The sequence below is a fragment of the Bradyrhizobium sacchari genome, assembly GCF_002068095.1.
GTDB classification, from domain to species: domain Bacteria; phylum Pseudomonadota; class Alphaproteobacteria; order Rhizobiales; family Xanthobacteraceae; genus Bradyrhizobium; species Bradyrhizobium sacchari.
The window spans coordinates 359659-372666 of record NZ_LWIG01000013.1 but is presented as its reverse complement, the minus strand read 5'-3'; the positions used below and the strand labels follow the sequence as shown (position 1 = coordinate 372666).

Annotated in this window: 11 protein-coding genes; 3 read left to right on the top strand and 8 right to left on the bottom strand. The window is 63.1% G+C overall.

All coding sequences use genetic code 11. The features are described from left to right. From sufB to nifA, 3 genes are all read right to left on the bottom strand, one after another. Positions 1-1484 (bottom strand): Fe-S cluster assembly protein SufB (sufB, locus tag A5906_RS18810; protein WP_080136861.1); only part of this gene is annotated, 1484 nt, incomplete at its 3' end. Positions 1485-1494: 10 nt separating this feature from the next. Beyond that, positions 1495-1689: a 4Fe-4S dicluster domain-containing protein gene (locus A5906_RS18805; RefSeq protein ID WP_080136860.1), complete on the bottom strand. Its 195-nt coding sequence runs from the start codon at positions 1687-1689 to the stop codon at positions 1495-1497. A gap of 146 nt (positions 1690-1835) precedes the next feature. Further along, positions 1836-3566, bottom strand: a complete 1731-nt coding sequence (gene nifA / locus A5906_RS18800; RefSeq protein WP_080136859.1) for a nif-specific transcriptional activator NifA — start codon at positions 3564-3566, stop codon at positions 1836-1838. On the opposite strand from nifA, the gene A5906_RS44655 reads away from it, so the two are divergent. Continuing rightward, positions 3558-3821, top strand: coding sequence for a hypothetical protein (locus A5906_RS44655; protein ID WP_080136858.1), 264 nt, complete (start codon positions 3558-3560; stop codon positions 3819-3821). The two genes, nifA and A5906_RS44655, sit on opposite strands and share 9 nt — an antisense overlap. Here A5906_RS44655 and A5906_RS18790 read toward each other — a convergent pair whose 3' ends face one another. Beyond that, positions 3822-4649, bottom strand: coding sequence for an SDR family NAD(P)-dependent oxidoreductase (locus A5906_RS18790; protein ID WP_080136857.1), 828 nt, complete (start codon positions 4647-4649; stop codon positions 3822-3824). A gap of 323 nt (positions 4650-4972) precedes the next feature. Between A5906_RS18790 and A5906_RS18785 the strand changes: the two genes are divergently transcribed. Together A5906_RS18785 and A5906_RS44650 are read left to right on the top strand one after the other, a co-directional pair. Beyond that, positions 4973-5809 carry a xanthine dehydrogenase gene (locus tag A5906_RS18785; protein ID WP_080136856.1) on the top strand — a complete coding sequence of 279 codons (837 nt, stop codon included), beginning with the start codon at positions 4973-4975 and terminating at the stop codon, positions 5807-5809. After that, positions 5806-6009, top strand: a complete 204-nt coding sequence (locus tag A5906_RS44650) for a (2Fe-2S)-binding protein (RefSeq protein WP_080136855.1) — start codon at positions 5806-5808, stop codon at positions 6007-6009. Before A5906_RS18785 ends, A5906_RS44650 begins: the two co-directional genes overlap by 4 nt. A gap of 735 nt (positions 6010-6744) precedes the next feature. On the opposite strand, the gene A5906_RS18770 is transcribed toward A5906_RS44650, so the two are convergent. Genes A5906_RS18770 through A5906_RS18755 form a run of 4 tightly spaced genes read right to left on the bottom strand, consistent with a single transcriptional unit; the run spans position 6745 to position 12951 of the window. Then, positions 6745-9894, bottom strand: coding sequence for an efflux RND transporter permease subunit (locus tag A5906_RS18770; RefSeq protein ID WP_080136853.1), 3150 nt, complete (start codon positions 9892-9894; stop codon positions 6745-6747). After that, positions 9891-10967: an efflux RND transporter periplasmic adaptor subunit gene (locus tag A5906_RS18765; protein WP_080136852.1), complete on the bottom strand. Its 1077-nt coding sequence runs from the start codon at positions 10965-10967 to the stop codon at positions 9891-9893. Before A5906_RS18765 ends, A5906_RS18770 begins: the two co-directional genes overlap by 4 nt. Continuing rightward, the gene (locus tag A5906_RS18760) at positions 10964-12085 is read right to left on the bottom strand and encodes an efflux RND transporter periplasmic adaptor subunit (protein WP_136615332.1); all 1122 of its coding nucleotides are present in this window, start codon (positions 12083-12085) and stop codon (positions 10964-10966) included. Before A5906_RS18760 ends, A5906_RS18765 begins: the two co-directional genes overlap by 4 nt. Beyond that, the gene (locus A5906_RS18755; RefSeq protein WP_245326779.1) at positions 12082-12951 is read right to left on the bottom strand and encodes an ATP-binding protein; all 870 of its coding nucleotides are present in this window, start codon (positions 12949-12951) and stop codon (positions 12082-12084) included. The genes A5906_RS18760 and A5906_RS18755 overlap by 4 nt, the downstream gene beginning before the upstream one ends. Between the last annotated feature and the right edge of the window lie 57 nt (positions 12952-13008).

The window sequence follows — 13008 nt, the reverse complement described above, 5'->3', positions numbered from 1 at the left end:
CCTTCGAGCGAGATCGAGATCAGCTTCTGCGCTTCCACCGCGAATTCCATCGGCAGCTGCTGCAGCACGTCCTTGACGAAGCCGTTGACGACGAGGCCGACAGCCTCTTCCTGGCTGAGGCCACGCTGGATGCAGTAGAACAGGACGTCCTCGGAGATCTTCGAGGTCGTCGCCTCATGCTCGAACGTCGCGGACGAGTTCTTCGCCTCGATGTACGGCACGGTGTGCGCGCCGCATTTGTCGCCGATCAGCAAGGAATCGCAGGCGGTGAAGTTGCGTGCCCCGGTGGCTTTCCGGTGCGCCGTGACGAGACCGCGATAGGTGTTCTGCGACTTGCCGGCGGCGATGCCCTTGGAGATGATGCGGCTCGACGTGTTCTTGCCGAGATGGATCATCTTGGTGCCGCTATCGACCTGCTGGAAGCCGTTCGAGATCGCGATCGAGTAGAACTCGCCGCGGGAGTTGTCGCCACGCAGGATGCAGCTCGGATATTTCCAGGTGATTGCCGAACCCGTCTCGACCTGGGTCCAGGAGATCTTGGAGTTGGCGCCGCGGCAGTCGCCACGCTTGGTGACGAAATTGTAGATGCCGCCCTTGCCTTCCGAATTGCCGGGATACCAGTTCTGCACCGTCGAATATTTGATCTCGGCATCGTCATGCGCGACGAGCTCGACCACGGCCGCGTGCAGCTGATTCTCGTCGCGCTGCGGCGCTGTGCAGCCCTCGAGATAGGAGACGTAGGAGCCCTTGTCGGCGATGATCAGCGTGCGCTCGAACTGGCCGGTGTTGCGCTCGTTGATGCGGAAATAGGTCGACAGCTCCATCGGGCAGCGCACGCCCGGCGGCACGTAGACGAACGAGCCGTCCGAGAACACCGCCGAGTTCAGCGTCGCGTAGAAATTGTCCGAAGTCGGAACCACCGAGCCGAGATACTTCTGCACCAGCTCAGGGTGCTCGCGGATCGCCTCCGAGATCGGCATGAAGATCACGCCGGCCTTCTTCAGCTCCGCCTTGAACGTGGTCGCAACCGAGACCGAATCGAAGACAGCATCGACCGCGATCTTGCGGCGCGCCGGATCTTCCTCGCCCACCTTCGGCTCGACGCCTTCGAGCATGGCGACTTCCCGCAAGGGAATGCCGAGCTTCTCGTAGGTCTTCAGGATCTCCGGATCGATCTCGTCGAGCGAGGAGACCGCCTTCTTCGGCTTCGGCGCCGCGTAATAATAGAGATCCTGGAAGTCGATCTTGGGATAGTCGACACGGGCCCAGGTCGGCTCGGTCATGGTCAGCCAGCGCCGATAGGCCTCAAGCCGCCACTGGAGCATCCAGTCGGGCTCGTTCTTCTTCTGCGAGATGAATTTTACGATCTCTTCCGAGAGCCCCTTGGGCGCCTTCTCGGAGTCGATCAGGGTCTCAAACCCATAACGATACTGGTCGACGTCGATGCCGCGAACCCGTTCGATGGTTTCCTGAACAGCCGCCATCGACGCGCCCTCAGGCCGGGACGCAGGTGTCAGGCACCGGGCACACGGCCGCGCATTGCGGCGTATCGAAGCTCCCTTCGCACTCGGTGCATTTCTTCGGATCGATGACGTACATGTCGCGCTTGAGGCTGATCGCGGCGTTTGGGCACTCGAACTCACATGCGCCGCAAACCGTGCATTGCGAGGCGACAATCTTGTAGGACATGTGTTCCGACTCCTTGAGCAGACGATGTCGTCGGACATCTCCTTTCAAGCGTCGTGCCAACCGGGAAACGTCGACAATTCAAGGGTTAATTGCCCAAGGCGACTTGTCGTGGCCCCGACAGCATGTCGCATGTGCGACAGCCGCCGTCAGAGCCGCTTGACCTCGATGCCGTGCTTCTTCAGCGCGTAGCCGATTTGCCGTGGCGTCAAGCCGAGCAGGCGCGCGGCCTTGGCTTGAACCCAACCGGACTTCTCCATGGCAGCAGTGACGCGGTCGCGCTCCGCCACACTGCCGGTGAGCCCGGCGCTCGACGCGGAAGCTGTCGGCTCCGCGGTTGCGGGAACTACACCAACAGCCGTCTCGCGCAGGGCGGCGGCCGGAAGGACCGAGAGCGGCACAATCGGCAAGGAGCGCTGCGATGCGCTCTCGGAGCCGCCGTTCCACAGCATGGCCGACAGGCACTGGCTATGACAGCATGCGAAATCGTTCCTGACGATTTCCGGTCCAGGCGCCAGCGTCGCCGTGCGCTGCACGCAATTTTCGAGCTCTCGCACGTTGCCGGGGAAGCCGCAGCTCATCAAGACCTCGATGGCGTGCCGATCGAAGCTCAACGCGCGGCCGTTCTCAGTGTTGAAATTCTTCAGGAACTCGTTGGCGAGCAGCGGGATATCACTGCGCCGCTCGCGCAGCGGCGGCAACATCATCGGCACCACGCTGATGCGGTAATAGAGATCGGCGCGGAATTCGTTGCGCGTCACCGCTTCTTCCAGATTGCGGTTGGTCGCGGCAATGACGCGAACGTCGACCTTGATGGTCTGGTTGCCGCCGACCCGCTCGAACTCCTGCTCCTGGAGTACCCGCAGAAGCTTGGCCTGGAAAGAGGCGGAAATCTCGCCGATCTCGTCAAGGAATAAAGTGCCCTTGTCTGCGAGCTCGAACCTGCCCTTCCGGGAATTGAGCGCGCCGGTAAACGCTCCCTTTTCATGGCCAAACAGCTCGGATTCCAATACCGATTCCGGCAGGGCTGCGCAGTTGATCTTGATGAACGGGCGCTTGGCCCGCGGTGACAGCTCATGAATAGCCTTGGCGATCAGCTCTTTGCCGGTGCCGGATTCACCGCGGAGCAGGACCGTCGAGTTCGATTTGGCCACGACCGCAATCTTGTCGAGCAGCCCGCGCAACGCCGGGCTGTCGCCGATGATGCCTTCGACGTGAACCTTGCGGCGATCGCGCGTCGGCTTGAGCTCAGACAGCTCCTTCTGAAGGCGATAGCTCTCATGCATCAGCCGTTCGCGGTCCTGCGCGACGACGCGATGCAGTTTCACGGTCTGGCCGACCAGATTGGCGATCATGGTCAGCAGGCGGACATCGGAATCGAGCCGATACAGCGGCCGCTCGTCCCAGACCCGGTCGATCGTCAGCGTCCCGACGACCTTGGCGTCGATGCGGATCGGCACACCGATGAACGACACGCGCGTCGTCTCCGAGGCCCCGAGAGTCTCCACATCCTGGGGACTGAAGGCGGGATGGGTGGCGATGTTCTCCGCGACCAACGGCATCGCCGTTGCAACGATCTGATCCACGGCCTTCTGTGGCAACCGCCCGCGATAACGCTCGTCGCTGCCCTCGCTCCATCCAGCGCCCACCGCAAGATCGGGAACGCCGTCATCGGAGAGCAGTGCGACAATGCCATGACGCATCTGGAGGAATGATTGCAACAAGTTGACGACGTTCGCGAGCGTCGTTTCCAGGCGGGTCGGAGCCGTCAATATCTTCGAGATCTCGAAGATGCCGGTCAGTGCGATCTCGTTCAGCGGCACGATCGGCGCGATCTGATCGGCCTGCGGGCGTTCAACCACGGGTGCAGCGTGCAGCATGACGGAATCTCCGTTGCCTGTTACATCCTCCCGGCAGCCTTCTTTGGAATTTGTCTTATTCTCATTCATGTCGTGTCGGGAGTCGCGCTCAACTTGTCGGCATCGCTGCAAAAAGATTCCGTCGCACCTGCACGCTTTCTCACCCAATTCGCGGAATTTACCGTCGAAGGGTGCGACACGCTCGAAAGCGCGATCTCCGCATTGATCCAGCGCAAATCGGCGACATTTCTTTGGCGAGTAGCGACGGGCATGTGATCACACGTGTTGCCCGCCGTTGATCGGTACTTCCGCACCCGTGACGTAGCTGGCTGCGTCCGAGCAAAGGAAGAAGATCACCTTGGCGACCTCGTCCGGCGTGCCGACGCGGTGCAGCGGTATGATCGGTGCCAGCTGGGCCTCGGTCTCGGGCGACAGAATGTCTGTCTTGATTTCGCCAGGAGCGATCGCGTTGACGCGGATTCCGAACGGCGCATAGTCGTGAGCCATCTCGCGGGTGAGGCACGCAAGCGCGGCTTTCGACGTCGCATAGGCCGTGCCGGCAAAGGGATGCACCCGGGAGCCGACGATCGAGGTGACGTTGACGATCGAACCGGACGCAAGCTTCAGTTCGTCGACCAGTCCCTGCGCGAACAGGATCGGCGCGAGCAGGTTGACATGGAATACGCTCATCCAGGTTTCGACCGGGGTCGTTAGCGAGTTCAACCGGCTGCCGTCGGCGGCCTTGGGCGAAATGCCGGCATTGTTGATCAGCGCATGCAGCGGCCGGCCATCGAGCCGCTCCTTGATCTCGGCGACCGCGCGCGGCAAGGCGCGATGGTCGCTCAATTCGACCCGAACATGATTGTCCGTCCCCGCACCCCACGGGCATCGATCGCCATCGAACGGCTGCCGAGAACAGGTGATGATCCGCCAGCCGGCTTCGGAAAACAGCTTTCCCGTCGCATGGCCAATTCCCCGGGATGCGCCGGTCAGCACCAGCGTCTTCCGTTCGCCATGCTGCGCCCCCGACTTGTCGCTGTGGAACGGACAGAGTGCGACATAGGGCGCCGATGCGCCATCGCGGTCCAGTAGATCGGGCGTCACACAAGCTCCTCGCTGCGTCCAGACCGGACGCCTGGCATTGCATGTGGAGCAACTTTGCAGGATTTGGGCCACGCTCCGCCGACCGATCGCTACAGTTTTCGCATCCGGATGTCGGCTTCACGACACGTTGGACGGTTTGCAACAGAAGTGCGTGGGCTTTCGGACCCGATGCGGCAATCATTGCCGCCCTCTCGGTTCCTGAATGTTGGCCGACGGTTGTGAGCTGATTTTCAATCGTTCTAAATGGCCCAGCTCTTGCTCTCTTCATTTCAGGCTCAATCGCGTCCTGGCTTGCTACGCCTTGTCTGCAAACGTGGTTTCAAATGTCCCAGCCGAACGACCAACGACTCTTCGCCGTCATCCTCGGCACGAATGAGATCGCCTCTGCGATCGGCATCCAGCTTGTGCGCGCCGGCTATTGCGTGGCGCTGTCGCATGATCCGGATCCGCCGGTGATCCGGCGCAAAATGGCGTTCCATGACGCTCTCTTCACGGATACCGCGCAGGTCGAAGACGTGATTGCCGAGCGCGTCGATGACGGCATGCAGGTGCATCGGGCCTTGAGATCACCGCCACGGTTGTTCGTGACCTGGCTCGGCCTGCTCGATCTTCTGCCGGTTCGCCAGATCGACCTCCTGATCGATGCGCGGCTCCAGAAGCGCCGCATCACACCCGACCTCCGACGGCTCGCCAGACTGACTATCGGACTGGGCCCCGGATTCTCGTCGAGCTTCAATTGCGATGTCGCTGTGGAGACCCGTCCCGGCAAGATCGGGCTCATCACCGACACGCGCTGGACCGACGCCGCCGATGGCGTTGCGAGCTCTCTCGGCGATGTGGGCGTCGAACGCTTTGTCTATTCCCGGCACGCCGGCCGCTGGCGGACCCCCGTGGAGATCGGCACGCGCGTCTACCGGGATCTCGTGTTGGGCCATCTTTCGGGCATTCCCGTGGTCGCGCCCCGCGACGGAATTTTGCGCGGCATCGCCCGCGACGGCAGCGAAGTTCCGGCCAGCGTCAAGCTGCTGGAGGTCGATCCGCGCGGGCGCCATGCCCAGTGGACGGGAACCGACGATCGCGGTCGCGCCATTGCGCACGCGACAATCGCCGCCGTCCGGCTCCACGCGGGCCGACGGATATCACAATGGAATCCGGCATGATCGTCTGTTCCTGCAACGTCATCAGCGATCACGACATCAGAGGCGTCGCGTCGAGCGACGACGAGCTCTGCTCGGCCGCGCAGGTCTACGGCTGCCTCGGCTGCACAGTCAGATGCGGGCTGTGCTCGCATTCCGTTAAGCGAATTCTCGAGGAGCGGTCGGCTCGCGGCGTACGATATTCGAGCATCTCGGAGCCATAGCCGTGCGACGTCCGACCAAAAAAGAGGCGCACGAGACAAAGAGCGCGTTGTGGTTGGCAGATCGAGATATCCCAAACGTCGGAGGATAGAGTCACTGGTCCACTACGATTTTTTACCTACAGCGACCGGCCAACCGCCCTACGATATCTCATCCATCCTTCGCACAGGTTTCGTTGGCCTTCAGGCGGGCACAGCTTTACGCTGCTGAAGAGGCCTCCTGAAAGAAACAAGGGCTAGTCGCAGACGAGATACCTGCGATGTCCTCTATAGGCATAATGGCAGTCACTACTCGAGTAGTAGCTGGAGCGCGCGCCGCCATAGGCGTATCCGGCGTAAGCGCCGGCCGCGTATGCGCCGGCATATGATGCCGCACGCGCGCCATATCCATATCCGTGCGCTCCACCATAGCGATAGGCGCCGGCACCGCCGATGTTGACTGCCGTCGTCCGCGATGCGTTCACGATGGTCGGCCCGCCGCCGACACCTCGCGCGGCGAGATCAGCGCGCGGCCCAGCCGCCGGACCGAGCCGAGGCCCCGGGCCAGCGACAGGGCCGGGCTGAGGGGGACCTGCAAAGGTTGGCGGAGTCGCGGGTGCCATCGGAGGCGGCCCGGGCGGTGCCATCGGTGGCGGCGGAAATTGCGCCAACGCAGCAGTGGGGACGAGCGGACTCGCTGCGACAGTCACAGCGACGGCAAAGGTTGATAGCGTCTTCGAAAGCATCGTCGTCTCCGTTCTAGATCTGGACCTCGAGCACAGGCTCAGGTGCGTGGTGAGTGGCGGTCTGTTCGGCAGGCGCTTCCTGCGCATCAGCTTCGGGTTCACGGGCAGGTGATCCAGTTGCACGGTCAGGATGGATTCTGAACCACGCCACATAGAGCGCCGGCAGGAACAGCAGCGTCAGGAGCGTGCCAACGATGATGCCACCCATCATGGCGTAGGCCATCGGGCCCCAGAAAATCTCGCGCGCGATTGGAATGAGCGCGAGACTTGCGGCGGCGGCCGTCAGCAGTATCGGCCGCATACGATGCTCGGTCGCTTCCACTACGGCGTCCCAAGCTGGCACCCCGTCCTTCTTCAGATCCTCGATCTGGACGATGAGAATCACCGAGTTTCGGACCAAGATGCCGATGAGCGCGAGCACGCCCAAGATCGCAACGAAGCCCAGCGGCGCTCCGCTCGGCAGCATGGCCATGACGACGCCGATCAGGGCGAGCGGCGCAACCGCGAACACCAGGAACAGGCGCGAAAAACTCTGCAGCTGTACCATCAGCACGGTAGCCATGACGAACAGCATCAGCGGCACGACCGCGATGATTGGCCCCTGGCTCTTGGCGCTCTCTTCCACTGATCCGCCGGTCTTGATCGCGTAGCCCGCGGGCAGCTGCTTTGCAAATTCCGCCACCCTCGGCGCGAGCTGGTCGACGACCGTCTTCGGCTGAACGTTGCTGACGACACCGGCCTTCAGCGTGATGGTCGGAATCCGCGCCCGGCGCCAGATCGTAGGCTGTTCGAGTTCATAGCGCAGATTGGCAACAGCCCCGAGCGGCACCGACTGGCCGCCGAGCCCGGTCATCTGCAGGTCGCGCAGCGTATCGATCGAGGCGCGCTCCGGCGCGGTCGCACGTCCCGTGACATTGACCAGATAGATGCTGTCGCGGACTTGCGTGACCGGCGAGCCCTGGAGCACCGAGTTCAGGGTGGTGGCGATGTCTTCCGACGTCACGCCGAGCTGGCGCGCCTTGTCCTGGAGCACGTCGACCTTGACGACGCGCGCCGGCTCCATCCAATCGAACACCACGTTGCCGAGGTCAGGACTGCTGCGAATGACGCCTGCAAGCTTCTGCGAGAGGGCGCGGACCTCGGCGATGTCGGGGCCGCTCAGGCGGTATTGCACCGGACGGCCGACGGGAGGGCCGACCTCGAGCAGCTTGACGTAGGTGTCGGTGCCCGGGAAGGTCTTCCTCAAATAGTCCTCGAACTGCGCCTTGAGCCTGTCGCGCGCGGCGATGCCGCCTTTGGTCACAATCACCTGCTGGCCGAACCAGGTGTTGGCGGTCTGCAGGTCGAACGACAGCACGAAGCGCGGCGCACCGGTGCCGACATAGGTGGACCAGTGCTCGACCGAATTATCGCCCTGCAACTGCTCGCGCTCGAAGCGCGCCATCTGCGTATTGGTCTCGATGATCGAAGCGTTCTGCGGCAGGTTCCAGTCGATCACGAGCTCGGCACGGTCGGACGAGGGGAAGAACTGCTGTTGCACGAACTGCAAGCCGAACAGGGCGAGAAGGAAAGCGCCGGCCGTCACGGCGACGGTGCTCCAGCGATGATGCATGCAGAACAGGAGCAGGCGCGCGAACATCTGCGCCAGACGCCCTTTCTGCTCGTGATGTCCCTTCAACTTCGCCGGCAGGATGGTGACGCCGAGCAGCGGGGTGAACAAAACGGCGACGATCCAGGAGACGATCAGAGATACCGCGATCACCACAAACAAGGTGAAGGTGAACTCGCCGGCGTTGCTGCTGTTGAGCCCGATCGGGATGAAGCCGGCCACGGTGACAAGCGTTCCCGTCAGCATCGGGAACGCGGTCGAGGTATAGACGTGGGTTGCCGCCTTTTCGAGGGGATCGCCGATCTCGAGCCGCGCCACCATCATCTCGACCGCGATCATGGCATCGTCGACCAAGAGGCCAAGCGCGATGATCAGGGCTCCCAGCGAAATGCGTTGCAGCGAGATGCCGCAATAGGCCATCACGACGAAGGTGATCGCGAGCACGAGCGGAATAGCGACGGCGACCACGAGCCCCGCCCGGAAGCCCAGGCTCAGGAAGCTGATGCCGAGCACGATGATCACGGCCTCGAACAACGCTTCGGTGAAGCCCGAAACGGCATGTTCGACCACGACGGGCTGGTCGGCAACGAGGTGCACGCCGACGCCGATCGGCAGGTCGGCGATGATCCTGGTCATCTCCTCCTTCAGCGCCTCGCCGAACTGGAGCAGGTTGGCACCGGACTTCATGCCGATCGCGAGCGCAATGGCAGGCTGACCGTTGTATCTGAACAGAGTTGATGGCGGATCGGCATAGCCGCGCGTGATGGTCGCAACATCGGTCAGCGGGAAGAAGCGATCGTTGATGCGGAGATTGACCGCCTTCAAGCTCGCCTCGGAGGTGAACTGGCCATTCACGCGGACGCTGGTCCGCTCCGGCCCCTCCTGGAACACGCCGGAGGGCGCAACCGCATTCTGGCCCTGGAGCGAATTCATGATGGCGTGGACATCGAGGCCGAGGGCTGCGATCTTGCGGGTAGAAAATTCGAGATAAATCACCTCATCCTGTGCGCCGAGAATGTCGACCTTGCCGACATCGGGCACCGTCAGCACCTTGGCCCTTATATCCTCGATCTGGTCGCGGAGCTGTCGCTGGCTCAAGCCGTCGCTGGTGAAGGCATAGACATTGCCGAAGACATCGCCGAAGCGATCGTTGAAACCAGGCCCGATCACGCCTTGTGGAAAATCGCCCCTGATGTCTGCGATCATGTTGCGGACGCGCACCCAGGTCGGCTTGACGTCGGCCGCCTTGGTCGAATCGCGCAGGTAGACGAAGACGGTGGTCTGACCGGCGACCGTCACGCTCTTGGTGTAGTCGAGCGATTCCAGCTCCTCCAGCTTCTTCTCGATCCGGTCGGTGACCTGCCGCGTCATCTCCTCGGGCGAGGCGCCCGGCCACTGCGCCTGGATCACCATGGTCTTGATGGTGAAGTCAGGATCTTCCTGTCGTCCCAGCTGGAGATAGGCAAACAGGCCGGCCGCCATGAAGGCGATCATGAAATACCAGACGAGCGAGCGATGGCCGAGCGCCCAGTCGGAGAGGTTGAACGACTTCATGGCTCTTGATCCTGTTCGAAACGGACGTGCTGTCCCGGCTTGAGGCTGTGAATTCCGGCGGTGACGACGCGGGTGCCTGCAGCAAGCCCGCCGGTGACGCGGATGCCCGCCTGTTCGGCGACGCCATCGATCTTCTGCAGAGAGACGGTGCCGGCGGACTGATCGACCACCCAGACGAAATCGGCGCCGTCCTTGGCGAGCACAGCTGATGCCGGCAGGCGCAAGTCCTTGCTGTGGTCCTTGCCGAGCTTTGCCATCACCGTCGCGCCGAGACGGAAACTTTCGGGCGGGTTTTCGAGCGCAATACGGATACGTCGCAGCCGTGTTACCGGATCGGCTTGCGGCGCGATTTCGCGAATCCTGCCCTCGACCTGGACGGTGGGGAGGAGCTGCAGGCTGACGGTGAACGGGAGACCGACTTCGAGCGGCACAGGCAGGTCTTCCCCGATATCGACGACAGCCTCGCGAATGTCCGGCCGTGCGACCGTCACTACGGTTTGACCGGGCGAAACCACCTGGCCGACCTCCGCGTCGACGGCGGTGACGACGCCGCCGAAGTCGGCCTTGATCTGGGCATAACCGAGTTGCTCGATCGCTTTGGTCAGGTTCGCATGCTCCTGCGCGACGCTTGCTTCGGCGCCGGCGCGAGCCTGCTCCGCATTGTCCAGCGTCTGCCTGGTGGTCGCATCGCTGGTGATGAGCGTGCGTTGCCGCTCCTCCGTGGCCTTGGCCGTCGCAAGCTGCGCCTCGGCCTTCGCAAGCTGAGCTTTGGCCGCGCGAACGGCGAGATCGAGTGCGGTGGGATCAATCGTCCCGATGATTTGTCCTTCGCTGACGATGTCGCCAACGTAGACCGGGCGCGAAGTCAGCCGTCCGAGTACGCGAAAGCCAAGGTTGGTCTTGTAGCGCGGCTCGACGACGCCGACGGCAACCGTGCTGTCACCGCTGTTCGGCTTGGCCACCATTGAGAGCACGGGGCGCACCGGCTCCGGGGCGTTCGTCTCTTGCTGACAGCCGGTAAGCAACGAGGCTGCCGCGAGCGTGCCAGCGATCATCATGACCTGTCGCTTCATGACTGGCCTCCCTCCTCAGTGACCGATTGGCCGACGCTCAGCAGCTTGCCGCCGTCGATGACGACGCGCTCGCCGGGCTCGAGCCCTGCCTTGATCAGCACCTGACTGGCTTCATAGGCGCCTACCGTGACCGGCTTCAGCGACGCTGTCTGCGTTTTCGGGTCGATGGTCCAGACGGCAGGCTTCCTGCCCTCCGCCGTCAGCGCGCTCCAGGGCAAGGTGATCTCCTTCTGAGGCTTCGCCTTGACCGTTCCTGCAACGGCGCTGCCCAGCGTCATGGCGGCCGGCGGGTTCTCGATGGACACCTTGACGCGGATCGTGGAGCTCTTCGCGTCGATAACAGGTGAAATCTCTCTGACCTCACCCGCTGCTGCCACGCTGGGATCGGAGACCAGCGCCAGCGTCACGCGGCGGCTGTCGGTCTGCCCAAGGAAGACGGATTCATAGACCTCGAAGACGGCATCCCGCGTCCCGTCCTGCGCGAGCGAGAACACGGGTTGCGCAGCCGGAACGACCTGGCCGACCTCGAGATTTCGTGCGGTAATGACACCGTCGGCTTCAGCGCGCAGGACGGTATAGCCAAGCGCATCCCGCGAAGTGCCAAGCTGCGCCTTGGCCGCTTCCAGCACGCCCTCCGCGGTTCGTAAACCTTCCTGGGCCTGGTCGTAAACGGTCCGGGTGGTGAAGCCGCTTGCGATCAGCGCTTTTTGCCGCTCGAACGTTGCCTTCGCCACGCGCAGCTGGGCTTCGGCGGATGCCACTGCCGCTGTCGCCGCATCGACATCGGCCGCCTGCTCGGCCGGATCGAGCCGGGCGAGGACGTCGCCCTTGTTGACGCGAGCACCAACGTCCACGGTGCGAGCGATCACCCGTCCGCTGACGCGGAACGAAAGATCGGCACGGAAGCGTGCCTGGACCTCTCCCGTCAACGTGAGGGAGGCTTGCCGGTCGCGGGGCTGCACGATCGTGGTCCGGACGAGCGTTGCCCGTGTGGTCGTCTGCGCCGCGTGATCGTTGCAACCGGTCAGCGTAGTGCTGACAAGCAAGGCCGCTGCAACGCACTTCGCTGCATGTAGGGTTCGAAGAAGACAGATCGGATTGGGAGATCGGTTTATCATGAGGCGTCCGTACGGTGTGAAGGCGACAACAGCCCGCCAAGCGCATCGGCGGATTGGCAGGGGACGAACAATCCGCTTTCCTGCTGACGCAGGAGCCCCGCAAAGGAATCGGTCTCAACGGTGGGCCCGTGTTGATCGGTCGCTGCGCTTGCCGTGAGCACTGTTTCGTCCGGAGCGGTGGCGCGCGTGCGGCGCGGCGCTCTCATCCGGCGCGCTGCGATTGACCAGTTTGCGCCGCGTTCGCGTTCGGTCAGCAGGAACGAGAGGACGATCGAAGTGAATTCGGCGCCAAAACCCTGCTCAATCCGGCCCCCGAGCGCCCGCGCGATATCACTGGCAATTCGCAGGTCGCGGTCGGAAGTCTCTCGCGCGGGACGCGAGCCGTTGTCCAGAATCACGCAGTTCACCAGCGCACCGGTACGCGTCAGCTTGATCCTGATCTGCCCGGCCCGTGCGTCGAAACAAGCGTGCCTTGCCGCGTGCATCACGAGCTCATGGACGATCAGCCCCAGATGCCAGCAGCGCTCCGGCTCAAGCGCGAGCGACTGGGTCGCGAATGCCAGCTGAATGTTCATCCGGTCCAGGAGTGCCCGGCGCATGCCACAGCCCAGTTTGCGAATGTAGGCCGCGGCGTGGATCAGCGTGTCACCGGCAGGCATGGCCAACGCACGATGTACATCGGCGTAGCCATGCAGCAGCTCGACGACATCGCTCAGCGCGCACTTGGCTTCCGTTCCTTGGACGCGGATGGCGGCGGCGGAGACCAGGTCGATGGCGAAGGCAACTCCGTTGGTGACCCTATGATGCAGCTCGCGCAGCAGCGCGCCGTCCTGCAAGCCGGACCGGGCTGGGCTCAAAACAGTCACGACATTCTCCTCATCTGGCTCGGACGATCGGGGTCGAACGCTTCACCTTTGCGACCC